Raw genomic sequence first — 25,420 nt, forward strand, 5'->3', positions numbered from 1 at the left:
ATGGATATAATTTATTAGCTTATCTTCTGAACAAATGACTCAAACTCCATCCCGCGTGAAGCTTTAAACAGTACAAGTGTATCTCTTTTCAAATAGGACTGTAAAGCAACTGTTAATGCATTGCGATCAGAAAAATGTTTACATGTAACCGAATCATGCTGCCTGCTTACTTTCAGACTTATTTCTTTTGCATAATCACCGAACGTATAGACCGCGGTTATTGAATCATCAATCACTTCTGCAACCGACTGGTGCAATTCCTTGCTGTAGCTGCCCAATTCAAACATGTCACCAAGTACTAACACTTTGTTGGTAAACCCGGTCATTTGTTTAATGACTTCGATCGCTGCCTTCATCGATGTTGGTGAAGCATTATAGGCATCGTTAATCACTGACACCCCATCTTTTCCTGTTACCATTTCAAATCGCATGGAGGTCAGTGACAGCGACCGCAACGATTGTTGAATCGCAAAAAGACCAATTCCCAAGTGTTTGCCTAATGCAATTGCATAGGCAGCATTTTTTGCATGATGTTTACCCAGTAAAGAAATGGCATACTCACTTCCATCAGATAAAGTAAAGGAAGTTTCATGATGCTTCACATTTACATCATTAATCACAATCATGTTGCTGTCCTTAAATCCACATGTCATTACATGTCTTTGGTTATGCCAGGATTCCAATAATGCTTCATCCCCATCAATAATTAGATAACCGTCTTTGTTTAGCCCTTGGGTGATTTCCAGTTTTGCCTTGGCTATCCCTGCACGTGAACCAAGATATTCAATATGTGATTCGCCAATATTTGTGATAATTGCGTAATCTGGCTTAGCAAGTTTAGAAAGCAGTTCTATTTCACCAAAATGATTCATACCCATTTCAAGTACCAGCATTTGAGTTTCTGGTGGCATGGAAAGTATGGTCAATGGCACCCCAATATGGTTATTAAAGTTCCCTTTCGTATAATGAGTTCGAAACGTTGATTTCATAACAGCCGCAACAATGTCTTTTGTGGTCGTCTTACCATTGGATCCGGTAATAGCGATGACAGTCGGATTAACCTTTTCCCGGTAAGCCGCTGCCAGTGTTTGCAAGGCAGCTAATGTGTCCTCCACAACAAATATTGGGAAATCGGTTGGCAAAAAAGATGGTGCTTCATATTGTTTATCCCAAATAGCCGCCACGGCTCCATTTTCAAATGCCTGTTTAACATAATTGTGGCCATCAAACGTTTCGCCAATCAATGGAACAAATAAAGCATTATCCATCGCTTGTCGACTATCAGTTATCACACTGTTTATCGATATCGGTGTTATTAGTTCTTCATTACTATTCGTAAATAGTGTGGAGAGCCACTCGGTGGTAAAAATCATATCAATTCTCCTTAGCTTGAATCGCTTCTTTTGCTACTTGGCGATCGTCAAAATCATATTTTACAGTGCCAATCTGCTGATACGTTTCATGCCCTTTTCCGGCAATCAGGACAATATCATCATCTTTTGCCTGCTCGATAGCATATGATATGGCTTCTTTTCGGTTGACAATCACATCATAATTGTTTGCTGACAGCCCTTTTGTCATATCTTTCAAGATCGCCTCTGGGTCCTCTGTTCTCGGATTATCGGACGTAAAAATGGCAAGGTCTGCGTATTTCAATGCAATAGCTGCCATCAACGGACGTTTTTTCTTATCCCGATCGCCACCACACCCAACCACAACATAAACGTTCCCTTTGGCAAATCCCTTAATCGTCTGTAATACATTTTCCAAGGAATCGGGCGTATGTGCATAATCCACTAATGTAGCAAATGATTGACCAGCTAATACCGGTTCAAATCGTCCATCAACCCCTGAAATAGTTTCCAAGGCCGCTTTAATGGTCGTTATCGGTACATGCATCGTTATTGCTGCTGCACTTGCTGCTAACATATTGTAGATATTAAACATGCCAATCAGTCTGCTGGAAATCGCAATATTCCCTACTGGCGTTGTTAATGTAAATGTTGTTTTTGCAGCATCTAATTGGATATTTTCCGCGCTAACCTGTGCCGGATTGTCACAACCATAGGTAATCACCGGCTGGGCTGTACTGCGTATTAATAAATCACTTGCTGCATCATCCACATTAATAACAGCAAATTTGCTCGTTTGTTCATTATAACTATTCCCTAATTGGGCAAACAGCAGACTCTTCGCCCGCAAATAGTCATCCATTGATTGATGATAATCTAAATGGTCCTGTGACAAATTTGTAAATATCGCCACATCAAAATCACACCCATGGACACGCCCCTGATCTAACGCGTGGGAGGAGACCTCCATGATTGCTGTTTGCACCTGATCTTTTGCCATTTGATGAAACATTTTTTGTAAAAACAGGGTATCTGGTGTAGTGTTTTTCACCGGATAGGCCTTTTCACCAATCTTCATTTGAATGGTACCAATTACACCTGTCTTCTTGTTATGCTGATGAAATATGGCTTCAAGCAAATATGTTACGGTTGTTTTGCCATTTGTACCGGTAACACCAAGAAGCGGAAATTTACTTGTGGGGTAGTCATAAAATTTAACCGAAAGCATTGCCAGGGCTTTGGCGGTATCGGATACCGTGATCACTGGTACGGATGTATCCAGTTTTTTCTCTGCTATGATAGCTATAGCACCATTTGCAATCGCCTGATCAACATAATCGTGTCCATCAACGGTATAGCCCTTAATACAAACAAAGAGATTACCCGGTTTTACTTCACGAGAATCCATTTCAATATCATTAATTTCAATTGCGTCAATTGCTTCAACAGTAGAGAAAAAAGGTAATACTAAAAGCAGTTCATTTAATTTCATCATAAACATCCTTACTAAATTGAATTGTACCTACATATGTATTCTGAAAGACGCGCAATTTTAAGAGGGTGACCCACACCCTCTTAAATCAACCTGCGCACGTTTCCTTTTATTCCTCCAGCAATAGCACCAAATTAACCGGGCGCCTTCGCTTTTGATCGTCTAGCTCCGGCGCCCAGGAGCTAATAGACTTCCTTCACCACCTCCGTACGATAAGTCAACATCGGTTCAGGGGAAGTTCGGTTAAAACCGCGACGTCCTGTCGCAACACCGAACTGACCTACATCCTGTAGCCCTCAGCTCACCGTGTTTCCTTTATCTCTGGCGGTAAGAATGTTCGGTTAAGACCGCTGCTTTGCGCAGCAACACCGAACCACCCTGCTTGGCAGGGCGCAGTCTATACGCTCCTAATCGGGCGCCTTCGCTTTTGATATTATCATTATAGCAAAATTTAATCTGATGCACGATCTTTTTTGTTGGATAAATATAATCTGATTTTTGAGCCTTGTTCTACTTTTGTTCCTGGCTGTGGTGCTTGGTTGACAATATAATCTCCTGAACCACTCGTTTCAACAGATAAATCCGTCATATATTCTGTCAGTTTTCGTTTGTCGAGGCCAATTAAATCTGGTACTTCGATTTTTGGCTGTTCCGGCCAGACATATTCCTTATCCAGGCCGCCTTCTCTAGGCTCAACCCCCATTGCCCGTAAACTGTCCCCAATGATTGATCCAACAATTGGGGCTGCAACAACACCACCAAATTGTACGGTTCCCTTTGGATTATCAACGGCTACATAAACGACCATTTCCGGGTCATCGGCAGGAGCAAACCCAATAAAGGAGACGATATAATTATTTTCCATATAACCGCCATTTGGACCTACTTTCTGCGCAGTCCCTGTTTTTCCACCAACCCGGTAGCCGTCAATATAAGCTGGCCGGCCCGATCCCTTGGCAACAACACTTTCCAATGCACGTCTGACTTCTTTTGATGTATCATTAGAAATCACCCGATCTTTCGTAACTGTTTTGACTTTATCGACCACTTTTTTGGTTTTCGGATCAACCCATTCGTCAGCAATGTGCGGCTTGTATAGATACCCGCCATTTATGGCCGCAGAAACAGCCATTACCTGTTGGATTGGTGTAACCGAAACCCCTTGTCCAAAAGCGGTTGTTGCTACTTCTACCGAACCAATTTTTTCTGGATTAAACAAAATACCGTTTCCTTCTCCCTGTAAATCAATCCCGGTTTTCTTACCAAAACCAAAATGGTCAATATAAGAGAATAACTTTTCCTTCCCTAATTTCATACCAAGACTAACAAACCCGGGGTTACAGGAATTTTGAACGACCTCCAAATAAGTTTGATGACCGTGACCACCACTTTTCCAGCAGTGTAATTCAGTTCCATCAACATCAATGGATCCATCGTCATTAAACGTATCGTTGTCCAAATCTACTTTTCCTTCTTCCAGGGCAGAAGCCAGCGTAATGATTTTAAATGTGGAACCTGGCTCATAGGTTTTCCAAATTGGTAAATTGCGGTCAAATATTTCAGCATCTACATCCTGGTAATTTTCCGGATTAAAATTCGGTCGCGAACTCATTCCAAGTATCCCGCCGTCTTTAGGGTTGACCGCTATTGCCAACGCCCCGTCCGGATTATATTTCTCTACGGCCAAGTCCAACTCACGCTCCATAATGGTTTGGACCTTGGAATTAATGGTCGTTTTCAAATTCAATCCATCTACTGGCGAACGGTAAACATCTGCCAGATCGGTGAGTTTTTTTCCTTTGGCATCTGAATAAAAGGATAAACTGCCTTCTTCCCCACTAAGATTATCATCATAATAAAGCTCCAGTCCCATTAAACCTTGATTGTCAATTCCCGTAAAACCAAGCACATGCGATAGTGCATTCCCATTCGGATAATTGCGTTTTGAATCCTTGGCAAGGTATACACCATCAAGTTGAAGGGAGCGAAGGTTTTTTTCCTGTTCTTTGGAAATTTTACGTCCTTCTGGATGAATACTTACCTGTGATTTTGCTTGGGTGACATCTTCATATGCTTTATCAACAGACATATCTAGTACCGACGCCAATTGTTCCGCCGTTTTTTGCGGATTCTTAATTTGCCTAGGGACAACAACCACGGACGGCGCGGAAACATTTTCAGCTAAAACTTCTCCACTCTCATCCAAAATTTCTCCTCGCTCAGGCTGAAATTTAATATCCCTTGTCCATGAATCATTGGCCTTTGCCATCAACTTATCACCAATCATAAATTGCACATAGCCCAGCCGAACGACAATGACAGCTAGTACTAATAATCCACAAAGAAAAACAGTGACTATTCGTTTTCTTACGGTTACAGCAGATACACGTTTCATCTTACATCCCCTTTTCATAGGCAGGCTTGTATCCACTATATGAATGAAAGAATCCGAATAGAACACTGTTTCATCTGGAGCGCTTATTCTTCACCAGCTTTTTTCTTCTTGTTTTTTTCTTTATCTGGCCCCTGTAAATCTACAGCTAGATAATCGTTTTTATGAAGCGTTTTTCCTTTTTCAATGCTTTGGCTGACAACATAGCCATTTCCTATCGTTTCCGCTTTAAGTTGGAGTAAGTCAGTAAACCGTAGAACCTCACGTAATGACCATCCAGTAATGTCTGGCATTGCCGGTTTATCTGTTACTAATAAAACGTGATCATTCGGTAATAATTTATCCCCTTTGCTGACACTTGCATCAACTACTTTTTTTCCATTTCCAATAGTGGTAACATCCAATCCGGCATCCGTAAGTTGTTTTTTCAATGGTTTAGTCGGTTCACCAGTAATTTCCGGTATTTCAATACTATTAACCGACTGATCCGAATCTTTGTCGGGTTCGATGTTTAAATAGCGCAAACTATTCTTCATCACATTATTAAAAATAAACGATACAGGGACAGATCCGGATTCATAGTTTTCCATATCCAGTTTTGGTTGTTTAACGGAAACATACATCATTAATTGCGGGTCATCTTTAGGGGCCATCCCTAAAAAGGAAAAAACATAATTTTCCTCCCCCAAAAGGTATCCACCATTTTCATAATCCGGCAGCTGTGCAGTCCCCGTTTTACCGGCTACAGAGTAATTTTCCAAATGAAAGATTTTCCCTGTGCCATGTTTCTCAGTAACAACCGTTTCGAGCAAATCTCTCACATGATCCGCTGTTCCTTTTGAAATCGGCTTACCGACAACTTCTGGTTTGGTCTCTTTCATGATTTCGCCCGTTTTGGAATCAGTTATTTTCGAAATTACATAAGGTTTGACCATTTTCCCATCATTGGCAATTGCAGATGCTGCCTTCATTTGCTGGATCGGTGTTAACGTAGTCCCCTGACCAAAAGCTGATGTTACCTTTTCAATTGGCCAATCATACAATATTTTCCCTGGTACTTCTCCAGGTAAATCAATCCCGGTTTTTTCATCAAAATCAAAGGCTTTTAAATAATCCAGATACTTATCAGAACCTATCTTTTCCCATGCCAGCTTTGCTGCTGCAACATTGGAAGAACGTTGAAACCCTTGGTCATAGGTAATGGTTCCCCATGATTGTTTCCAGTCACGAATTGCCTTATCCCGTTCACTAACTTTATATTGACCAGATTTATAGGTGTCATCTCCATTATAAACCCCTTCTTCAATCGCGGCGGCCCATGTAAACATCTTCATCGTTGATCCTGGTTCGAATGGTGTAGAAATAGCATCATTGTACCAGTTCTCGACATCTGAAAGTTTATTAGGATTATAGCTTGGACGATTACTCATAGCCACAATTTCACCATTCTTTGGATTCATGACAATAGCCGTCATGCGTTTTGGTTTATATTTCTTCTCCACCTGGGACATGACATCTTCCAAAATGGTTTGCACCTTTTGATCAATGGTTAAGTAAACATTATTGCCATCTTCCGGTTCTTGGATAACCTCTTCTGGCTTTAATAACTTTGTGCTATATTTATCCCGTTTGTATGAAATATGCCCTTGTTTCCCAGCTAATATTTTATTCATTTGATTCTCCATACCCGTAACCCCGGATATACCATCATCATTCTTGCGGGCGAATCCAATAATTTGCGAGGCAAACATACCATTTGGGTAATAGCGAAGTGCTTCTTTATCAAATTTAATACCTGGTAAATGGAGCTTATTAATTTTATCCCTTGTCTGCTGGGTTAGTTCTTTCCCATTTGAACCGAATTCCACTTGGAACTTATCATTTTTGATTCCATCTTCTAATCGTTTAAGAATGGATGCTTTATCCATATCAAGTATTGGAGCCAATTTTTCAGCAGTTTTTTCTGGGTCAACAACATGCATTGGCTTCTCAGTGTTGTTAGTATACGTTTCGTCTACAATAGCATAAACACGGAATGTCGGCCGATCATAGGCAAGCGTCATTCCGTTACTATCCATTATTTTTCCCCTGTTTGCAGGAAGATTATATGACGTGGTCCGTTTCTGAGCTGCCCATTCGTCTAATGAGACACCATTAATCTCACCTGTTGCTTGGATGTACAAAAATCTGCCAGTTACCGTTAGAAAAATCGCAACAAATACAAGAATCAGGATTCCAGACATGAAGTGTGTTGTCTTGTTTTTTTTCATACCTAATCCACCTTGTTAGTTGTTTAGTGCGCTAGCATGCTTAACCTCTGCATCTTGAATTTTTAATCCGTGTTTTTTAGCTATCGAAGTGATCCGTTCTGGTCTGGACAATTCCTTCATTTCATAAAGCAATCCTTCGTTTTTTACCTGTTTGCCCTGGACGGTCGATTCAAGCGATTGAAGATCCCGATTAAGACTATCGGTTGAAGAGGAAAATGAAACCATATACATTCCCGCAGCAATCAAGCATGCACTGGCTACAGAATATAATACTTTTTCTCCTTTCGTAATCCAGCTTGTCTTCCGTACAACTTTTACTTGTTTTTTTTGTGGCGCTTGAGTTTGATAGGATTGTTCCCATTTGCGAGCGTGACTTGCACTCATGATTTCTTCCACCCTTCTTTATAAGTGAATTCTTCATTCCAGTAGTTTATTTTTTCGGCAATACGTAATTTAGCTGACCGTGAACGTCGATTCACTTCCAGTTCTTGATCACTTGGATTGATCGGCTTTCTCGTAATTAATTGAAATGGAGCTTCATGCCCCTCTGGTATCACTGGTAAATTTCGTGGTACTTCTTTTGGTGTGCTCCATTTTTTAAATGCTTGTTTGCATAATCTGTCTTCCAGGGAGTGGAACGTAATAACGGAGATTCTGCCATGCACAGAAACTACTTTGGCAGCCTGATGTAACCCATCAAGAAATGCTTGCAATTCATCATTTACGGCAATACGTAATGCCTGAAAAATCCGTTTAGCCGGGTGACCGCCTTTTCTGCGAGCAGCCGCCGGAATCGCATCCTTAATAACTTCCACTAATTGGTGGGTGGTGTCAATGGGCATTGTCTTACGGTATGTCTCTATTTTCCTGGCGATCTGCTTGGCAAATTTCTCTTCTCCGTACGTAAAAAATATTTTCACTAATTGTGCATAGTCCCAGGAATTGACAATGGTAAATGCCGTTAATTCCTGTTCCTGGTCCATCCGCATATCAAGTGTTGCATCGTGTTGATAGCTAAACCCCCGGTCCCCACGATCAAGCTGTGGGGAAGAGACACCAAGATCAAATAGAATCCCGTCTACATGATCGATGCTGTGATCCGCCAATTTCTGCTCCAGCTTCCGAAAGTTGGCGTGGACAAATTGCACGCGATCGAGATAGGGTTCCAAGCGCTTAGCAGCTGCTTGTAACGCATCTATATCCTGGTCAAAAGCTACGAGTAACCCATCCTTGGCTAGACGTGATGCAATCTGTTCAGCATGTCCTGCACCGCCAACTGTACAATCGACATATGTACCATTTGGTTTGATTGCCAAGCCCTTCACTGCTTCTTCTTTTAATACACTGTAATGTTCAAACATATTTTTTCCACCTATTTCAACAGGGATGGGGTTCATTGGGACTGCGCAAGTTCTATGGATCGTCACTAGCGATTTCCCCACATTAAATATCAAAGTCCATTAGATTCTCAGCGATTTCTGCAAATGACTCCTCTGAATCGTTAAAGTAGTCTTCCCAATTCTCGCTAGCCCAAAATTCGATTCGATTGGATACACCGATAACGACACATTCCTTATCTAATACGGCGTAGTTTCTTAATGGCTGTGGAATATTTATTCTGCCCTGTTTATCAACTTCGCATTCGACCGCTCCAGAAAAGAAAAAACGGGTGAATGCTCTAGCGTCTTTTTTGGTAAGTGGGAGTTTTTTTAGTTTTTCTTCAAGAATTTTCCATTCATTCATTGGGTAAGCGAATAAACATTTATCCAATCCACGGGTAATAACAAAGCTGTCACCAAGCTCATCACGGAACTTGGCAGGAACAATAATTCTACCCTTTGTATCAATATTATGTTGAAATTCACCCATGAACATAGGATTCTCCCCACTTTCATGTATTCATATTACCACAATCCCCCACAATTCACCACTCTATTTTTCAAAAAAATATCCAACAGCCAAAATTGGGTCTATTGTCATAGCAAAATAACATTAAAAAAAGCCGTCCTCATTAGCATAAACGGTACATGGATCATTTGCCATAACGACCGCAAACATAGGTTGTAATGCGGTTCGTTTTGCAAACGAGTACAGCTCGTTAAGCTATAAAGGACAGCTTTTTAAAATTTTGTGGTAGAAAGTGGTAGAGAATACTCCACCTATTTTATTTTGTAACTTCTCTCTTTCCATCGCATTAAAGATAAACAAGGTAATGCTCATCCGTAAATGAACACGGTTTGTTGGTTAATTCTCCAATAAAATCATTTCCATGCCAATTTAACCACGGCAATGGATTCCAAACGCGTTCTTGCAGCCCATTATTCGGATGTAATGAGGCGTGGATCACATCAAATTCATAAAGTTCTTTTGCGTATTTATTTTCAAGTTCCTTATTTAGCCGCTTCGTTAAATAGTCTATATCCCGGAATATATAATCCAAGTTTTTGCCTGCAAGATCCCCTAAATCAGCCCGAATTTTACCGGCAACTTCCTGCATTGGTTTATGCGCTTCCTCAACCACCCGCTTCAACTGATCCGCCATGCAGCTGATTGGCGGATTATTTTGTGCGGCCAGCCAATTCCCACGTTCTGGCATTACACCATTGTTTACAGCATCACTAGGTGTTACACCATACTTATGTAATAGCTTTTCCACATGCCGTTCTATGATGGTAAATGACAGCCGCGGGACAACCGGCGGCATTGTCATATCAAGCGCATGAAAGGCTGGCTGTAATGCAGACCAATAGCTTATTTCACCGGGACCGCCAATAAACGCCAACGTCGGAAAGAGCATTTCCTGCATCAATGGTCGTGTTACAACATTATTACTAAGTAATTCCGGTTGTGCCTCGGCAATTTCTTGTAACTGCGTTGTTGTTACCTGCACGTCATTCTGTTTACCAACCCATTCCCCGGAATCCTTCCTGGTCAATAAAATTCGCTCGTCCCCCCGGGTATAAAACAAATGAGCGTCGTCCGGCTGGACACCAAGTGATGTAGCATACCCTAATTGGTTCAAACGCTGTTCACTTCGATAAACACCATCGCTGATCTGCTGCTGGTTATCGATCATCGCTAAAAAATGACCACTCTCTTGCTGTCGCAATAATGGATGCGCGGAATCAACTAGTACAACGCCCTCATTGGGGAACAGTTCAAAAATCACCCGTGCAAAAAAGTCAACATAGGAAGCAGACTTATCCAAGCAGTCGACAATTGTATGATATAAGGATTTAGTATGTGCTGTTTCCTGCAACTGGGAAAACAGCGTGTCAATCCATTGTTTTGCGTATACATCATCTTTTTTTATTGCTGATACCGGCATTTTTTGATCCATTTGCTGCGGCAATTTGTACTTTTTCATCTGCGGAATTTTCGGCAGAAAAATATGATTCATTTCGTCAAAATCGTGATCCTCCCCAGCAATCCAAAACACAGGTACAACAGGAATAGATAGCTCCTCTTCCTGCTGGCGAGCCAGTTGGATAATCGAAATCACTTTATTAATTGTATACATGGGGCCAGTTAATAACCCTGCTTGTTGACCTCCAATAACAACTACACTGTTTGGATCACGTAATTTATTTATATTCGCATGGGTAGAATCAGGAGCATCCCATTGACTGTTAATCGTTGCCAAGTTTTTTGTTAATTGTTCTCTGTTGAAAAACCGCTCATGTAAATCTTGCACCCTTTTTTGGTAGCTGGATTGTTCAAATGGATGATAATCAAAAAAATCCATAATCATTTGTTCATTATTTCGATAATCATTTATTAGTTTCGATTGTTTTTGTAACGAAATAGGGTTGATTCGCATTGATTTCGTACTCCTTTAAAAATGTTGAGTAATATCCACTACGTATTGTACAGAAAACAAATGATAATTTCATGCATTCTGTTTAGAAAAGCAAAAGTACCTGATTTAGTTAGTAACATAACTGCTGGATCAGTCCAATGGATATCAACGCTATGTACATACCGAAAAACAACAAAAATGATAGCCGCCAAAAAATTTTAAACGCCCGAGCAAATTCCACTTCGGTTCTGCTTTTCCACTGGGTGAATAGAATGATAGAAAAAACAGAGAGAAGGAATACAATGAACCAGCCATATAAAACCCGATTAAATATGACGAATAGCAGTGTATGAACGGCAAGAATATATAAGATCGTCGTCCAATTAACCGCGTTGTGAACAGCCCTCCATTTTTGCCGGGACATTTTTCTTGAAATATAATAAATCATAAATGTCACCATAATGGGGACCGTAATGATTAATGCGACCAGATTAATAATAAAATCTCTCATATTTATTCAATAAGTCCCTTCTTCTCCATCGCTTTAATACTGGTGTATACAAATGACGTATATGGAATTCTTTTTTTAGTATGCTTTAACAAATAACCGGATATCGCTTCATTTTCTGTCTGGCGCTGTTCTCGGATATCCTTCAACATCGAAGAAACATTCTCCCTGGTATTCATCGCGACCGTTTGTACATGCTCCCATTGTTGAGAAGCATCCAGGCCAAGTACCTCGCATCCTTCAAAACATAGTTGTTGTCCCAGGGATCGGATATCTGGATTATCAATAATGCCACCGTTTACAACATCAAACAATGCTGTTAAAGGATTGATTACCGCATTCACAATCAGTTTTTTTCCAAGCAACAATTTCCAGTCACCGGTACGTTCAACCGGAAAATCATCCCGATGCCAATTATCAACGATTGCTAGCAAGCCGGCTGTTTTACCATGGTAGACCGCAACTGTTATACGACCCGCTCCGGTGTGGGCCACAACATTGTCAGCTACCTTCAACGCCCCATGTTCCACCACACCCACATAAACGGATCCACCTATTCGATGTAACAGATCTACATGTCCCATCCCATTTTGCAAAAATAAGACCGGGCTTTGTCGAACTTGTCTGGTCAGCAAATGAAGCACATTACCAAGCTGTTGCTGCTTTACACAAACCACGTAACAGTCTTCTGCTTGCAGTTCACTCGATAATAATGCGCGAAGTGGAAATGAGCGGCTATTACGCTCGATAAAGATGCCATGTTCATTGATGAGTTGTTTTTGCCTGTTTCTGCGTACGTAGATCGTAACATTGTGGTCACGGCAAAGATATGCGCCCAAAAGCAGGCCAATCGCACCCCCGCCAATAATACCAATCTTCATCCCTTGCTCTTCCCTTCTATATTTCTTTCTAAATTGTAGCAAATACAGATGTGTTTGTGTGTATAAGATTATGAAATTTTTTAAATCTGGATAGTGTTTTATTTCATTCCTACTACATTTTATATTATACTATATATATACACGCTAAATTGGATTTCTGACAACGAGGGGGAAGTACTATGAGTAATGTAAAAGTTGAAAGACTGTTGATTAATTATAAAACATTGGAGGAGTTTGAACGATTTACTGCCTATGGCAATCAAGAGTTGTCCATGCTGGATGACTTGCGAAACAATATTGTAGAAAATAATAGTGAATCGCCATTCTATGGGGTCTATTATGGTAACTCATTAGCTGCACGGATGAGTTTATACACGGTCAGTAAAAAGTATGATAACTATTTTGAACCCCCACAGGACTACCTGGTTTTATGGAAGCTGGAAGTTCTGCCAGACTATCGCGGAAAAGGCATTGGAAAAGCGCTCGTGGATTTTGCAAAAAAGGACAATAAGCCAATTAAAACCAATCCATTAATTAATTCCCAGGGCTTTTGGGAGAAAATGAACTTTCAAAAGGCCAAATATGAAATGGAACGCGATTTTGGTGAGAATCCATTAATTTGGACACCTGAAGGCGTTCAGGAAAAAGAGTAAGCCAGTACAATACGCAAAAGACATGAATGGATGCATCATCATTCATGTCTTTTGCTTTATACTCTGGTACTTTTCTGAAGCAATCGTATCTGAGGTGAACGAACAGCCGCTCACGTTGACTGTTCATTCGTTACCCAGTTCCACAATTCCCCCATTTCTTTCCATGCAGCTTCATACCGTTGATTCTGTGTTTTCAACGCTTCGTTTTCCTGTTTTAAATGAGCAATCATTTTTTCTTGTTCCTGGTGGGTTAGTTGATTTTCCATCACATAGTCCCTTTTCATTTTTTCCAATAGGGAGATTGCCGTGTCTATGGTATCTCGTTTCGCATTTTCTGATGGTTCCGCATCATTAAAAACCTGTTTTCTCCCTGCCCTTTTACGTTCCTCCTTGGCATGTTGAATCGCATCCTGATATGACTTACGAATGGTTGCATTCCAGCGAAAGCCACAGGCCGCAGATGTCCGTGACAATTGCTTAGCCACATCTTTAAATGCTTCCAATTGTGTCTGTCCTTCTCTAATATAGCGAATGACGGTTTCAGCTAAAATAATATCTTCATCTTTCGTCCATGCATCTTGCCGAGTTGCCTCCATAACATCCCTCCTTCTACTGCTATAAAATGTATGCAATAAATAGGAGTGATAGAATAACTATTTTTACTTGGACAAAAGGACAACAAGTCAGATCTACTATTAAAGCACACCCTGCATGCGTGATTGTATAGTGGATTACCGTCTAATTTGACGTGATTTCCATTATCGACGGCTTCACAACATTTATCGGTGATTTAGAACAGGTCTCCCGGGTCTTATTGAAAAAAAGCAGACCACTAATCCTAGTGATCTGCTTAATCTCTTAAAGGCTGCTTACTACTTCTTTTCCATCGTAATGCCCACATGCTTTGCAAACATGATGTGGTTTAGTTAATTCACCACAATTCGAGCATTCGATCAAGCCAGGTACGTGTAATTTTTTATGAGTACGACGCTGATTCTTTACTTTTTTAGAAGTTCTTCTTTTAGGTACTGCCATGACTTACACCTCCTTCAAATGAACGTAAAAATGAACGAGTCATTCTTATTTTTCTTTCTCATTATCATTTAATAACGACTCCAATTTTTTGAAACGCGGATCAACCGGGTTCTCCTTGTTCTCTTCCGAAATAAAATCCCATCCTTCACCTTTAACCGGTGCATGTTCTATAGCATTTGCATCATCAGAAAACACACGAAACGGAACCTCTAATAAGATATTTTCCTTTATATATGGTGTTAAGTCAAGTATTTCTCCATCAACTGGATGAATTTCGTTTTCTGCTTCTTCCTCCCCATAAAACCTGGAAAGGGTAAACACTTCATCCGTTTTAATATTAAATGGATAAGGAACATCAACCAATGTCCGCGCACAAGGAAGAATCATTGTACCTTCTATGGTAAATGAAAAAACAAGCTGTTCCCCCTGTAATATACATTCGCCAAAAACATGTACCTCGCCAATTTCGCGAATGTCATTGTTCATCGTTTCCAATTCCGAAACATCAACAACATCATCAAACACAAATGGCTCATTATAAGTACCTTGCTTTATTCGACTAACCGGGAATTTCATCGTCATCACCTCGAAAGTGCAACAAAAGTAATTTTAAAATTAAATTGGTCTTTTGTCAACATATTTTCTTTACAGATCAACTAAAAGCTCTTTATAGTCTTCCCTTTTCCTTTCATATCCATCCTGTCAAGGTGCGCCTTTCGTTATTTTCTGCTAAACTTAATAGTAGCATATTTTACATAGGAGTGGAATAGATGAAAGCATGTGGATTAATCGTTGAATATAATCCGTTTCACAATGGACATGTACACCATCTCCGAGAGGCGCAGCGAGTCACGAATGCCGATTGTATGATTGCCGTGATGAGCGGGTCATTTCTGCAGCGTGGGGAGCCGGCAATCATTGATAAATTTCATCGCACAAAAGCAGCCATTGCCAGTGGCATCGATATCGTTGCCGAACTTCCTTATGCTTTTGCGGTGCAAAGCAGTGATCTATTCGCCAAGGGATCGGTACTTACCTTAAATGCGCTAGGGGTTGATGCAATTTGCTTTGGAAGTGAATCAGGTAATGTTTCTGACTTTATCAATGGGTTTCAAACATTTACCAGCCAATCAGAGCATTTCCATATGACCGTTAAACAACAACTAGCACAAGGACTTTCTTATCCGGAAGCGAGTCGGGTCGCTTATCAGGAAATTGGATTGCAGCAAGCGGGGTTTGATTTGACCAAACCAAACAACATTCTGGGGTTTAGTTATGTAAAACAAATAATGGAAAATAACCTGCCGATCCAAGCAGTCACCATTAAACGAAGTAAAAGCGGATATCATGATCAAACCATTACCAGTTCCATCGCTAGTGCGACAAGTATTCGCAGCCAGCTGATCACAAACGGCACCATTACCAAAGATGTTGCCGCAACAATTCCAGAAGCGACCATTGAACAACTGAACCGTTACCAGAAGCAAACAACTACCTGGCACCGTTGGGAAACTTATTTTCCATATTTGCATTATCGCGTGCTAACCATGACAGAGAAGGAGCTGGCTGCTATCCAGGGAGTTGATGAGGGGCTCGAACACCGACTTAAAAAAACTGCAAAAACTGCTACCTCTTTTGAATCCTGGATGGAAGCCATCAAAACAAAACGGTACACTTGGACAAGGCTACAGCGTATGTTCGTGCACCTTTTGACAAATACCAAAAAACGAGACTTAGACAAGTTGTCATCCATTACTTCCATACCCTATATTCGTCTGCTCGGACTTACTGCAACGGGAAAAAAACATTTGCATGCCATTCGTAAGCAAATTGACATTCCAGTGTATACAAATATCCGCCGTAACATGCATCCACTGCTTCATATGGAGGAAAAAGCAAGTGCCGCTTACTACAGTATTCTTCCTGTTGCCATTCAGAAATTAATTCGTAACCAGGAATTACAGCCGCCGATTATGGGCTAAGATATCTTAAAAGATGGGCTAAATAGTGGATTCCACCAATTCAGCCCATCTTTTAATTGTCCATCCCTAGCACTACAACAGAAATGAACTTCATTCACCCCGTGCATTATTGCAATTTCTCCAGGTAATCCACCGCATCGTCAAATGTATCTACCGGAACTACCTTCATGCTTGTGCCAATTTCTTCTGCTGTTTTTTTTGCTACTTGATAGTTTGAATCTTTCGCCCCGTCTTCATTCGGTGCAAAGAATACTTTACAGCCTTCCTTATCTGCAGCAATTACTTTTTTATCGATGCCGCCGATTCGCCCAACATTTCCATCGTAATCAATTTCACCCGTGCCAGCGATTTGGTAACCATGTGTTAAATCTTCTTTCGTTAATTCATCATACATCTTCAACGAAAACATTAATCCGGCACTTGGACCGCCGATACTGCCACTGGAAAACTTGACCTTTGGATTTACCGTTACACTGCGATCTGTGACTAGTTGGATGCCAATACCCGGCTTACCATCCAATTCATCCAGTTCTTTAAGGGTAATCTGTTTGGTCATAGTCTTATCATCCCGGTTCACCTGTAACGAAATGGTATCGCCTCCATGCTTATTTTCCACGTAGGAGGTTAAATCCTCTGCCTTTTTAATATCTTTCCCATCGATACCGGTAATTCGATCGCCCATTTTCAGTTTACCATCAGCTGGCATGTTCTTCATCACTGCTGCTACATAAACACCCTTATAGTTAATATGAATTTCCTTTTTAGCCGCTTTATATGCCACTACAGTAGAGGCTTCCTGGGAATTCTCCATCATTTGCAGCTGTGCGTGATAATATTCATCCTCGGAAATGCCCTCAGGCCGTACATCTTTTAACGGTATAATCTCATTATGTGGCAACAACTTTGCAAATACATATTGAATTGGCGTTGCCTGCCCTCCACGTACCGTCACTAAATGCATATCACCAGCACTCTTATAACCACCATCAACGGAAACAATTGGGTCTAGGGCATCTGCACCGCCAGGCTTATAAATATAAAACGGCAGCTTATAGGCTGAGATAAAAAAGGCAATGGCAATCACAATAATTAAATATACTATATGGCGCTTGGTAAACTTCACAATATAACTCCTTCCATGTTGACGCTTATGTATATGGTTTTCTTTATCCCACTTTAACGGGCGGTAAGACCTCAACTTGAAGTTTTTGAGGTGAACGAAAAAATAGTGGGGGGTCAACTGTGCCCGTTAAGGTCCGATTCTGTTTTCAGTCTGCACAATGCAGGTCACAAAGGCGTTGCTACTCAGACGCCCGAGTTCTTAGCCATTGTTCTCCTTTCTCCGTAGGGGAGAAAGGACAAGCTAAAATCGCTACATCCTTATGCCTTCGCCTGCACTAGCGCGTCTGAGTGCGTCGAACACCCCACTTAATGAAGTTTCACTTTATGTAAAAAGTGTATGGCATAAATGCCAGGGGTATACGCGTATATTGATATAGACTCGTACAAAAAACAAGCAGTACTTTTTTCTTCCAATACTTAAATCCTGACAGGTTCATCGGCATTCTATTATGCAAAAGGACTAGAAATTATTCTACTACTATTAAAAAGAGAAGTACAGAGCTAGGACTTCACTAGGAGGCTTTCCATTGAAACAAATAATAAAAACGCTCATATTAGCCGGAATCACAGGTTTTATTGCATTCGCCATATTAACGGTTCCTGATCAAGCCTCGGAAGCAAGTATACGGGGATTAAATATATGGTGGGAAAGCGTCTTTCCAACATTATTACCATTCTTCATCATTGCTGAATTACTTATGAGCTTTGGGGTTGTCAATTTTATCGGCGTCCTCTTCGAACCGATTATGCGACCAATTTTTAATGTACCTGGAGTTGGCAGCTTTGCTTGGACGATGGGAATGGTCAGTGGGTACCCAACGGGTGCAAAAATTTCGGCACATTTAAGGGAGGAACAGCAAATTTCCCAAATTGAGGCAGAGCGGCTTGTTTCATTCTCCAACGCCTCTAGTCCGCTATTCATCATTGGCGTCATTGCAGGCGGGTTGTTTCATGATTTAAAACTTGGCGTCCTGTTACTCGCCTGCCACTATATCGCCAATACATTGGTCGGTATTTGTATGCGATTTTATGGAACATCTAAAGAAAAAGACAAAAAAGCAGGAAGAAAAAAGGTATCGGTTAAACGTGCACTTAAAGAAATGCATCGCACCCGTCTCAATGATCCGCGCCCGTTTGGACAAGTTATGGGTGATGCCGTGCTGAATTCAGTTAAAACACTAGTCATGATTGGTGGATTTATTATCTTATTCTCTGTTTTTACAAAGCTCTTATTTATTCTTGGTATATCACCTATTATTGCAAGTGGATTTCATATTTTGTTCAAGATGTTAATGCTTCCGATTGAATTAGCGCTTCCATTTTTGTCCGGGCTATTTGAAATTACGCTAGGTTCACAAATGATCTCGCAAATATCAATTGATAACCTGCTTGCACAAATGATTATTGTCAGTTTTATTCTCGGATTTCATGGGCTTTCGGTTCAAGCGCAGGTATCCAGTATTATCGCAAAAACAGACATTCGTTTTGCCCCATACTTTTTTGCACGGTTTTTACATGCCATTTTCGCTGGTTTGTTAACAATTGTTTTGTATAAACCTTTATATGTGAATCGCCAAGCGTTTGAACTCGAAAGCACGCCAGTATCCGCGGATCTTACCCAGAGTTTCTGGGTACAGACATTAGACACAGTCAAACATATCGGACCAGTGATTACGATTATCTTTCTGGCAATTGCCGTACTGTTGTTATACAAGCGAAGAACGTATTGAAGCATCGATCACTAGGAAGAAGCTGTAGTTTGGAACAAACCACAGCTTCCCGAACTTATGATTTAAATTTGTCTATCAGTGCTTTCTCTACTATCTTAGGCACAATATCGGATACATCCGCTTTGTATTTCGCTACCTCTTTAACAATACTTGAGCTTAAAAATGAATATTGATTATTCGTCATCATGAAAAACGTTTCAATATGATTATCCAATTTTCGATTCATGGATGTGATTTGTAATTCATATTCAAAATCACTTACGGCACGTAACCCCCGTAAAATAGCATTCGCTTGCTTCTTTCTAGCGTAGTCGATAAGCAACCCCGCACTTGAATCAACACTAACATTTGGCAAGCCTTTTGTCGTTTCTCGTAATAGATCCATCCGTTCTTCAACCGAGAATAACGGATCCTTTGACTGGTTATTAAATACCACTACAATTACCTGATCAAAAATTTTTGCCCCGCGCTGGATGATGTCTAAATGTCCATGTGTAACCGGGTCAAAGCTTCCCGGACAAATTGCTAAATTACTCATTTGTATACTCCTCTTCTGCCCATTCTTTCATTAATTAGCTGCAAAATAATAATAAAAGCAAACTTCATTCAGTGAGGGGGTTATAGTCCGTTAATGCATGATAAACAGTAATGCCAATAGTACCCCCATAGTTTTCCTGTTTTATAATGGATAAATGCTCAAGAACATCCGGCATTCGTTCGGTTGCGTCATGCTCACAATAAATGACACCGTTAGGATTAATTAGTTGCTGCATCACTATTTTATGTAAAAATTTACGATAATCAACCTTTTTGTATGGCGGATCAAACAAAATTAAATCAAATTGCAGGCCTCTTTTCCCTGCAGCCTGAAGGGCCCGGTATGCATCGGTACGAAACACCTCCGCCCTGGGTTCCAACTGAAGCGTTCGTAAATTTTCATGAATGGTGTGTATCGCCTTTGGACTTTTGTCAACGAATACGGCCTTTTCCATTCCTCTGCTCAATGCTTCCATTCCCAATGAGCCGCTTCCAGCAAACAAATCCAAGCATAAACCTCCTGAGAAAAATGGACCCATACTTTGAAATACAGCTTCTTTCACCTTATCAGTGGTCGGTCTGGACGTTGTCCCAGGAACCGCTTTCAGTTGGTGCCCTTTTTTATCACCTGCTATCACCCGCATATTATCACCTCTAGTTGCTACTAATCGACATTTTACCACAAAAGCCATATTCAAGCGACCGTTCTTTTTGTACCTTAGTTAAGATCTCTACGCCCATAGGATAAAAAATGTTGTACTTCCATGTATATAATTTCGCACCTCGTCCATAATACAATAATGAGACAGCTAATACTTAGCTTGGTTGTTTCAAAACACGGAGAAGACTTACATTTCCCCATAAGTTCTTCCTCCGGTTTCTCCTCTCCCTTTGCCTTTTTGTTTTCAAACAGAAAACAAAAAGACCTGCAGAATTATTCTGCAGGTTTTCTTTTTTTAAAAGTATAAAGTGAAACTTCATTCAGTGAGGGTCTTACTGCCCATCAAGGCGGGATAAAAGTTAACGCTCTATTGCTAATGCGCCAGAACACCGAGGATTGACCCGAGATTGTGACATCCTGTGCCGGTTTTCTATGTAAATATCATCATCACATATTAAATCCCCATTTTATAATCATATTGCTTGGCCTTATCTGGTTTGGCGTTTTCATAGTTTGTCCGAATAAATGGCTTGTGAGACCGTTCGATTTTTGATACAAAGGAAAGCTTCAGAATCTTTTTTTCCACATCTCCGACTTCCTCTTGGTCCACATATAAAACTGCATATTTCAGTTTTTTGGACGCATACACAATGTGTCCGTACCGTTTAATTTGCCGCAAGTTTTTCATGTGCTGAAACCAAACAATGATTCCTTGACGTTTTGTTCGCAAATTTCAAAGCCTCCCTTTTAACCAATTGAAACAACTTGTTACGATGCTTTGCATCCACATTTGCCACCGCTGCCACAACCACCGTCACTTAATGCTGCACCCTCTTTTGGCGCCTTAATGTCATCACTAACACTTTGAGCAACCAATTGACTTATTTCATCTAAAAGCTGCTGCAGATTACGTTCGGCAACCTTGAAGGCCGCTACTTTCTCATTCATGTCCATTTCCCGCTTCGTTGCGCGTACCTGTTTCATAATCTGGTTAAAGTCAGGATGGTATCTGCCAAACCGCTGAACATCCTCATAGTGGGATTTTATATCTATAAAAGCCTTAATTAACTGCTGTGCTTTATCATCATTATTTAGCTGCTCACGGGAATAATGATAGGCTTCCATGACATCTGATTGCATAACCATCTGGCCAAGAAATTCAGAACGATCAAGGATATCCACATATTCCATCGTTGCTATCATATGATTCACCTCCACCAATATCATAACACGGATAGGTTGATTATTAAAGCCGGGTTAATCTTTCATCAAATCAGTAAATTGCAGCAGCATGCCTGCCATTTGCACCTGATTACTTAACTTTTCAAACCGCTGCGGCAATGTTTTACCATAAAATTGTTTGGCCGCTTTTTCCAGCTCTGATAGTTGATCCGGTTCTCTTGTCAGATATCGGTACCAACTCGGGTTATAACGGATAAAATGCAATAAATCAGGACGTGATTGGAGATAGTTAAACAATCGTGATTGCATCCTATTTCACCTCTTAATCCCGAAACCAGTTAAATGGCTGGGGTTGATTTTTAGGCTGTGGTGTCGTATTTTTGCTTTCCTGAAACTGACTAATCATCTCCTGAACTGTACCAATGGTCGTACTTAGTTGCTCGACCTGTTTTTGTACTTTATTCATATCCATTTTCTCGGTCATTTTCATTAACTGGCCAAACAGTTCCGCTTGCTTTGACTTCCCCTCGTCCTTTGGGGTCTCGTTTGATTCTTCCTTTTCCTCCCCCGCTTTCTTATATGACTCCCAATATGGATCATCTTCACCAAGCAACGCCCATTTTTCATAAGGCTCCTGCCACGATTTACCGTTTTTTCTAATTTCTTTTACTAATGCGGGATGCTTTGCCAGGAACGCTTTAAATTCTTTGACTGATGGATGTAAATTGTCTTGCATTGTTTTTTCACCTCACCAAGGCTATCTGTTACCTTAGTTTATGACAATGCCCCAGATCGTGTGAGAAGAAGCCAAAGAAAATGTGAACGCAATGTTCATTTATGGTGTTTCAATAAAATTTTGTGTGTAATAAAAGTGGTACACGCCAACGCCCAAATGGGTATAATCAGCATTAAGAAGCGCTTCACGGTGCCCTTCGCTATTTAACCAGCCTTCCATAGCCGCAGGGGCATCTGGATATTGTGCGGCGATATTCTCTCCGGCAGATACATAATATACCTTTTTCTGTGCTAAACGTTCTTTGAGCCCGTCCCCATTCTTACTGTAATGGGAGAAATAATTGTTTTCTGACATGTCCTCACTATGAAGAAAAGCAACCTGACTCACTGTTTTATCCCATTCTACACCGGTTTTATCGAATTGGTTTCGCATCACATTCGTAATATCAAATATTTGCTGCTCCATGCCTGATTCAACCTTCTTCCATTCCTCATCAGAGAGATCGGGTACATCCGGCAGGTCACCGCGGTATTCAATTTTGTACGGTCGCTGTTTAAGCAGGGTCTCTGCCGTAAGAATCCGTACCGAGGATAACTTATCGGTAAAGGTATCAAAATAACATTGTACAAAAAGATTTTCTGCTATTTTAACAATTGGCCTCATTTTTAAATCATCTTCACTCAAATGAAATTTATAAGAAGAAATGCCATCCTTATAGGTGATGTCGTTCGAAAAGGAAAATTGCTCGTTCAAATCTTTATACGATTGTCCAACATGAATTGGGTCGGTTGAGAGGTCCTTTCCTGTAGCATATATGGTTTGGATACTATCGTCTTCCACTCCAAATTGAACATATTGATCCTGCTGATCGGTATAAACCCACCAATCATATCCATATGCACCTTTATCAATTCGTACTGGATCCCCAAGGGCTTTTGTTAATTGGTCGGATGTTTTGCCAACCCATTGGAATAAATCACCCTTCAAGTTTATTTTCGGCAATTTATTTTCTGGAACCGATTTTGATTTCAACTTACTTTCCTTCTGATCTAATACCTTTCCAATATCTTGGATTGCTTCACCCGGGGACAGGTTGTATTTCTCTAGTAGATAAAACCCACCCAAAGCAATTAAAAAAAGAATAATGATCGTTCGAATAAGACGCATTTAAGTTGCTCCTTTAGATATTTTCGTATTATTTAATTATATGTCCAAGCCTTTCATTCCATTCTACTTTATCTATTATTCCCGATAAAATTCAATAGAAACTACTTGGTCGGCAGAACTTCCTTTGTTTTCAGTCACCTATTATTATAACAAAAGAAAGGAAACTTCATTTGGAATGACGATTTTAACATATATCTTTTCGGGCTAACCGCTGTTCATTCCATGAAAAAAACACCATCTGATTTGCAACTTAGCCCATTTCGTACTATTATTATTTTAGTGAGTGAAATTTGAGTGAGGTGGAAAACATGAGATTAGAAAGTAAAGGAATTGAAGATGCGGTTGTTGATTTGAAACCCTTGGATCACTTGATGGGAAAGCATGCATTCATTCGTGCAGGTCAATGGGATTATGAACGCGTCACATACGATTATCGGATTGATTCCAAGGAAAAAAATATTACATATTATATTCGCATTCAAGGCTATGCACTTGAAGGTGATGTGGATCGCGGAAATGCAGTTATCAAATTAATGACCCCGTTGCTTGGTAAGCATTACTACCCGCATGGTGTCGAATACGGTGAAGAGGAAAACTTCCCGAACAATTTGATCGAGCGTGCCAATGGGCTTGTAGCAAAAGTGGAACAAGAGGTAGAACAATATAAAAAATAAACGCGCAACTGCTCTAAACTAATATTAGAGCAGTTTTTTTCCTTGAAGCACAAACATAACTACAGGTTTGCAATTTATATGATGAAATAACAACTCTAACTGTTAAAAGCAGCTTAAACATGCTATATTTTTTTCATATGCATTTCCAAAATTATCAGTGAGAGGAGAAATTCTATTACATTGTTTCGATCGATTACTAAGCGTCAATGGACATTTATTTTATTAGCCATTGTTTTACTTTTGTTGCTAATTTTTGTATTACCAATTTCTCTTCCTTTAATCTTTGCCCTGGTCACTGCCTTAATGCTAAACCCAGCAGTGCGGTTTTTTCAACAAAGGACAAAAACAAGCAGAAGAACTTCTGTTATTATTGTTTTCTTGTTATTCATGATCTTGATCGGGATTGCGGGTACATTCATTGTCACAAAGGCCACAACCCAATTAGTTAACTTCGTAGAGAATGTACCAGAATACTTTAATGAACTAAATGCCGTCTACGTGGATTGGGAGCAGAATTTCCGTGATTATTCACAAAACCTGCCACCGGAATTTGTACAGGAAGTGTCAAGCAGCGTGGAAGATTACTTGTCGTCCTTAAGTACAACAGCGAAAAATGAAATCACAATCGATAACATCACACAAATATTTGCGAAGATTCCACAATACCTGATTAGCTTCCTTGTCTATTTAATCGCACTATTTTTATTTATGATCGAACTGCCGGCCGTCAAAGCCAGTACATATAAACTAATGAGGGACGAGACGGCGGAAAAGGTTTCGTTCATGAACAGACGATTGGCAGATGTGATTCTAGGATTTTTCAAGGCGCAATTTTTAGTAAGTGTGATCATCTTCATTGCTTCATTAATAGGATTATTTATCATCGCTCCTGACGTCGCAATTATTATGTCGCTAATTATTTGGATAATTGACTTCATACCAATAATTGGTTCCATCGTTATCCTTGGACCATGGGCCTTGTTTATGTTTATCACCGGCGATACCGCAACAGGAATTAAACTGGCTATCCTGGCGATCATCTTGCTTGGCATACGACGGACCGTTGAGCCAAAAGTAATGGGAAAACATATTGGCCTTTCACCGCTGGCCACACTGATTGCGATGTTTTTGGGGATAAAACTTCTTGGATTATTCGGGTTTATTATCGGACCGTTAATACTAATTATGTTTAAATCAGCTAGTGAAGCTGGAATCATTAAGCTAAACATAAAAGTGTGAAAGCAATA

The 25,420-nt window shown here is 40.3% G+C and carries 26 protein-coding genes; 5 read left to right on the plus strand and 21 right to left on the minus strand.

Annotation, left to right across the window (positions count from 1 at the left end; all coding sequences use genetic code 11):
* Positions 1-14 precede the first annotated feature (14 nt).
* The 10 genes from WMZ97_RS02720 to WMZ97_RS02765 all read right to left on the minus strand — a co-directional run bounded on the left by WMZ97_RS02720 (position 15) and on the right by WMZ97_RS02765 (position 12,694).
* Positions 15-1,373, minus strand: coding sequence for a UDP-N-acetylmuramoyl-tripeptide--D-alanyl-D-alanine ligase (locus WMZ97_RS02720; protein WP_343270521.1), 1,359 nt, complete (start codon positions 1,371-1,373; stop codon positions 15-17).
* 1 nt (position 1,374) lies between these two features.
* Positions 1,375-2,844 (minus strand): UDP-N-acetylmuramoyl-L-alanyl-D-glutamate--2,6-diaminopimelate ligase, encoded by a 1,470-nt coding sequence (locus tag WMZ97_RS02725; protein ID WP_343270790.1) that lies wholly within the window; start codon positions 2,842-2,844, stop codon positions 1,375-1,377.
* A gap of 451 nt (positions 2,845-3,295) precedes the next feature.
* Positions 3,296-5,239, minus strand: coding sequence for a stage V sporulation protein D (locus WMZ97_RS02730; RefSeq protein WP_343270522.1), 1,944 nt, complete (start codon positions 5,237-5,239; stop codon positions 3,296-3,298).
* Between the two features lie 83 nt (positions 5,240-5,322).
* The gene (locus tag WMZ97_RS02735) at positions 5,323-7,506 is read right to left on the minus strand and encodes a penicillin-binding protein (RefSeq protein ID WP_343270523.1); all 2,184 of its coding nucleotides are present in this window, start codon (positions 7,504-7,506) and stop codon (positions 5,323-5,325) included.
* Positions 7,507-7,521: 15 nt separating this feature from the next.
* On the minus strand, positions 7,522-7,890 hold the full coding sequence (gene ftsL / locus WMZ97_RS02740; RefSeq protein ID WP_343270524.1) for a cell division protein FtsL: 369 nt from the start codon (positions 7,888-7,890) through the stop codon (positions 7,522-7,524).
* Positions 7,887-8,867 (minus strand): 16S rRNA (cytosine(1402)-N(4))-methyltransferase RsmH, encoded by a 981-nt coding sequence (gene rsmH / locus WMZ97_RS02745; RefSeq protein ID WP_343270525.1) that lies wholly within the window; start codon positions 8,865-8,867, stop codon positions 7,887-7,889. The genes ftsL and rsmH overlap by 4 nt, the downstream gene beginning before the upstream one ends.
* Before the next feature lie 82 nt (positions 8,868-8,949).
* Positions 8,950-9,381 carry a division/cell wall cluster transcriptional repressor MraZ gene (mraZ, locus tag WMZ97_RS02750; RefSeq protein ID WP_343270526.1) on the minus strand — a complete coding sequence of 144 codons (432 nt, stop codon included), beginning with the start codon at positions 9,379-9,381 and terminating at the stop codon, positions 8,950-8,952.
* Positions 9,382-9,700: 319 nt separating this feature from the next.
* Positions 9,701-11,326: a bacillithiol biosynthesis cysteine-adding enzyme BshC gene (gene bshC, locus WMZ97_RS02755; RefSeq protein ID WP_343270527.1), complete on the minus strand. Its 1,626-nt coding sequence runs from the start codon at positions 11,324-11,326 to the stop codon at positions 9,701-9,703.
* 109 nt (positions 11,327-11,435) lie between these two features.
* The gene (locus tag WMZ97_RS02760) at positions 11,436-11,816 is read right to left on the minus strand and encodes a DUF3397 domain-containing protein (protein ID WP_343270528.1); all 381 of its coding nucleotides are present in this window, start codon (positions 11,814-11,816) and stop codon (positions 11,436-11,438) included.
* Positions 11,817-11,818: 2 nt separating this feature from the next.
* Complete coding sequence (locus tag WMZ97_RS02765) at positions 11,819-12,694, minus strand: 2-dehydropantoate 2-reductase (RefSeq protein WP_343270529.1); 876 nt, start codon at positions 12,692-12,694, stop codon at positions 11,819-11,821.
* A 179-nt stretch (positions 12,695-12,873) separates the two neighbouring features.
* Here WMZ97_RS02765 and WMZ97_RS02770 point away from each other — a divergent pair, with 179 nt between their 5' ends.
* A complete protein-coding gene (locus WMZ97_RS02770; RefSeq protein WP_343270530.1) occupies positions 12,874-13,347 on the plus strand; it encodes an N-acetyltransferase in 474 nt (157 codons plus the stop codon).
* A 110-nt stretch (positions 13,348-13,457) separates the two neighbouring features.
* On the opposite strand, the gene WMZ97_RS02775 is transcribed toward WMZ97_RS02770, so the two are convergent.
* The 3 genes from WMZ97_RS02775 to WMZ97_RS02785 form a co-directional block, all read right to left on the minus strand.
* Entirely contained in the window at positions 13,458-13,943 is a 486-nt protein-coding gene (locus tag WMZ97_RS02775) for an RsfA family transcriptional regulator (RefSeq protein WP_343270531.1), read from the minus strand.
* A gap of 262 nt (positions 13,944-14,205) precedes the next feature.
* The gene (gene rpmF / locus WMZ97_RS02780; RefSeq protein WP_343270532.1) at positions 14,206-14,382 is read right to left on the minus strand and encodes a 50S ribosomal protein L32; all 177 of its coding nucleotides are present in this window, start codon (positions 14,380-14,382) and stop codon (positions 14,206-14,208) included.
* 45 nt (positions 14,383-14,427) lie between these two features.
* A complete protein-coding gene (locus WMZ97_RS02785) occupies positions 14,428-14,958 on the minus strand; it encodes a YceD family protein (protein ID WP_343270533.1) in 531 nt (176 codons plus the stop codon).
* A gap of 194 nt (positions 14,959-15,152) precedes the next feature.
* Between WMZ97_RS02785 and WMZ97_RS02790 the strand changes: the two genes are divergently transcribed.
* Positions 15,153-16,364 carry a nucleotidyltransferase gene (locus WMZ97_RS02790; RefSeq protein WP_343270534.1) on the plus strand — a complete coding sequence of 404 codons (1,212 nt, stop codon included), beginning with the start codon at positions 15,153-15,155 and terminating at the stop codon, positions 16,362-16,364.
* A 106-nt stretch (positions 16,365-16,470) separates the two neighbouring features.
* Here the strand turns inward: WMZ97_RS02790 and WMZ97_RS02795 are convergent, their stop codons facing one another.
* A complete protein-coding gene (locus WMZ97_RS02795) occupies positions 16,471-17,487 on the minus strand; it encodes a SepM family pheromone-processing serine protease (protein WP_343270535.1) in 1,017 nt (338 codons plus the stop codon).
* Positions 17,488-18,013: 526 nt separating this feature from the next.
* Here WMZ97_RS02795 and ylbJ point away from each other — a divergent pair.
* The gene (gene ylbJ, locus WMZ97_RS02800; protein WP_343270536.1) at positions 18,014-19,216 is read left to right on the plus strand and encodes a sporulation integral membrane protein YlbJ; all 1,203 of its coding nucleotides are present in this window, start codon (positions 18,014-18,016) and stop codon (positions 19,214-19,216) included.
* A gap of 55 nt (positions 19,217-19,271) precedes the next feature.
* On the opposite strand, the gene coaD is transcribed toward ylbJ, so the two are convergent.
* The 7 genes from coaD to WMZ97_RS02835 form a co-directional block, all read right to left on the minus strand.
* On the minus strand, positions 19,272-19,754 hold the full coding sequence (gene coaD / locus WMZ97_RS02805; RefSeq protein ID WP_343270537.1) for a pantetheine-phosphate adenylyltransferase: 483 nt from the start codon (positions 19,752-19,754) through the stop codon (positions 19,272-19,274).
* Positions 19,755-19,818: 64 nt separating this feature from the next.
* Positions 19,819-20,397, minus strand: coding sequence for a 16S rRNA (guanine(966)-N(2))-methyltransferase RsmD (gene rsmD, locus WMZ97_RS02810; RefSeq protein WP_343270538.1), 579 nt, complete (start codon positions 20,395-20,397; stop codon positions 19,819-19,821).
* A gap of 471 nt (positions 20,398-20,868) precedes the next feature.
* Positions 20,869-21,144 carry a YlbG family protein gene (locus WMZ97_RS02815; protein ID WP_343270539.1) on the minus strand — a complete coding sequence of 92 codons (276 nt, stop codon included), beginning with the start codon at positions 21,142-21,144 and terminating at the stop codon, positions 20,869-20,871.
* A gap of 38 nt (positions 21,145-21,182) precedes the next feature.
* Positions 21,183-21,617, minus strand: a complete 435-nt coding sequence (locus WMZ97_RS02820; protein ID WP_343270540.1) for a YlbF family regulator — start codon at positions 21,615-21,617, stop codon at positions 21,183-21,185.
* 54 nt (positions 21,618-21,671) lie between these two features.
* Entirely contained in the window at positions 21,672-21,905 is a 234-nt protein-coding gene (locus WMZ97_RS02825) for a YlbE-like family protein (RefSeq protein ID WP_343270541.1), read from the minus strand.
* A gap of 13 nt (positions 21,906-21,918) precedes the next feature.
* Positions 21,919-22,332: a YlbD family protein gene (gene ylbD, locus WMZ97_RS02830; RefSeq protein ID WP_343270542.1), complete on the minus strand. Its 414-nt coding sequence runs from the start codon at positions 22,330-22,332 to the stop codon at positions 21,919-21,921.
* Positions 22,333-22,431: 99 nt separating this feature from the next.
* The gene (locus WMZ97_RS02835; RefSeq protein WP_343270543.1) at positions 22,432-23,499 is read right to left on the minus strand and encodes a CAP domain-containing protein; all 1,068 of its coding nucleotides are present in this window, start codon (positions 23,497-23,499) and stop codon (positions 22,432-22,434) included.
* Positions 23,500-23,807: 308 nt separating this feature from the next.
* Here WMZ97_RS02835 and WMZ97_RS02840 point away from each other — a divergent pair, with 308 nt between their 5' ends.
* Both WMZ97_RS02840 and ytvI read left to right on the plus strand, forming a co-directional pair.
* A complete protein-coding gene (locus WMZ97_RS02840; protein ID WP_343270544.1) occupies positions 23,808-24,173 on the plus strand; it encodes a YugN family protein in 366 nt (121 codons plus the stop codon).
* Positions 24,174-24,353: 180 nt separating this feature from the next.
* Positions 24,354-25,412, plus strand: a complete 1,059-nt coding sequence (ytvI, locus tag WMZ97_RS02845) for a sporulation integral membrane protein YtvI (RefSeq protein ID WP_343270545.1) — start codon at positions 24,354-24,356, stop codon at positions 25,410-25,412.
* Positions 25,413-25,420 lie beyond the last annotated feature (8 nt).

Source organism: Lentibacillus songyuanensis (assembly GCF_039548255.1).
GTDB classification, from domain to species: Bacteria; Bacillota; Bacilli; order Bacillales; family Amphibacillaceae; genus Lentibacillus_C; species Lentibacillus_C songyuanensis.

What these genes read in the sequence shown, in the direction of transcription:
- WMZ97_RS02720 (WP_343270521.1), bottom strand. Translation starts at nt 1,373, where the DNA reads ATGATTTTTACCACCGAGTGGCTCTCCACACTATTTACGAATAGTAAT.
- WMZ97_RS02725 (WP_343270790.1), bottom strand. Translation starts at nt 2,844, where the DNA reads ATGAAATTAAATGAACTGCTTTTAGTATTACCTTTTTTCTCTACTGTT.
- WMZ97_RS02730 (WP_343270522.1), bottom strand. Translation starts at nt 5,239, where the DNA reads ATGAAACGTGTATCTGCTGTAACCGTAAGAAAACGAATAGTCACTGTT.
- WMZ97_RS02735 (WP_343270523.1), bottom strand. Translation starts at nt 7,506, where the DNA reads ATGAAAAAAAACAAGACAACACACTTCATGTCTGGAATCCTGATTCTT.
- ftsL (WP_343270524.1), bottom strand. Translation starts at nt 7,890, where the DNA reads ATGAGTGCAAGTCACGCTCGCAAATGGGAACAATCCTATCAAACTCAA.
- rsmH (WP_343270525.1), bottom strand. Translation starts at nt 8,867, where the DNA reads ATGTTTGAACATTACAGTGTATTAAAAGAAGAAGCAGTGAAGGGCTTG.
- mraZ (WP_343270526.1), bottom strand. Translation starts at nt 9,381, where the DNA reads ATGTTCATGGGTGAATTTCAACATAATATTGATACAAAGGGTAGAATT.
- bshC (WP_343270527.1), bottom strand. Translation starts at nt 11,326, where the DNA reads ATGCGAATCAACCCTATTTCGTTACAAAAACAATCGAAACTAATAAAT.
- WMZ97_RS02760 (WP_343270528.1), bottom strand. Translation starts at nt 11,816, where the DNA reads ATGAGAGATTTTATTATTAATCTGGTCGCATTAATCATTACGGTCCCC.
- WMZ97_RS02765 (WP_343270529.1), bottom strand. Translation starts at nt 12,694, where the DNA reads ATGAAGATTGGTATTATTGGCGGGGGTGCGATTGGCCTGCTTTTGGGC.
- WMZ97_RS02770 (WP_343270530.1), top strand. Translation starts at nt 12,874, where the DNA reads ATGAGTAATGTAAAAGTTGAAAGACTGTTGATTAATTATAAAACATTG.
- WMZ97_RS02775 (WP_343270531.1), bottom strand. Translation starts at nt 13,943, where the DNA reads ATGGAGGCAACTCGGCAAGATGCATGGACGAAAGATGAAGATATTATT.
- rpmF (WP_343270532.1), bottom strand. Translation starts at nt 14,382, where the DNA reads ATGGCAGTACCTAAAAGAAGAACTTCTAAAAAAGTAAAGAATCAGCGT.
- WMZ97_RS02785 (WP_343270533.1), bottom strand. Translation starts at nt 14,958, where the DNA reads ATGAAATTCCCGGTTAGTCGAATAAAGCAAGGTACTTATAATGAGCCA.
- WMZ97_RS02790 (WP_343270534.1), top strand. Translation starts at nt 15,153, where the DNA reads ATGAAAGCATGTGGATTAATCGTTGAATATAATCCGTTTCACAATGGA.
- coaD (WP_343270537.1), bottom strand. Translation starts at nt 19,754, where the DNA reads ATGAGTAATTTAGCAATTTGTCCGGGAAGCTTTGACCCGGTTACACAT.
- rsmD (WP_343270538.1), bottom strand. Translation starts at nt 20,397, where the DNA reads ATGCGGGTGATAGCAGGTGATAAAAAAGGGCACCAACTGAAAGCGGTT.
- WMZ97_RS02820 (WP_343270540.1), bottom strand. Translation starts at nt 21,617, where the DNA reads ATGATAGCAACGATGGAATATGTGGATATCCTTGATCGTTCTGAATTT.
- WMZ97_RS02825 (WP_343270541.1), bottom strand. Translation starts at nt 21,905, where the DNA reads ATGCAATCACGATTGTTTAACTATCTCCAATCACGTCCTGATTTATTG.
- ylbD (WP_343270542.1), bottom strand. Translation starts at nt 22,332, where the DNA reads ATGCAAGACAATTTACATCCATCAGTCAAAGAATTTAAAGCGTTCCTG.
- WMZ97_RS02835 (WP_343270543.1), bottom strand. Translation starts at nt 23,499, where the DNA reads ATGCGTCTTATTCGAACGATCATTATTCTTTTTTTAATTGCTTTGGGT.
- WMZ97_RS02840 (WP_343270544.1), top strand. Translation starts at nt 23,808, where the DNA reads ATGAGATTAGAAAGTAAAGGAATTGAAGATGCGGTTGTTGATTTGAAA.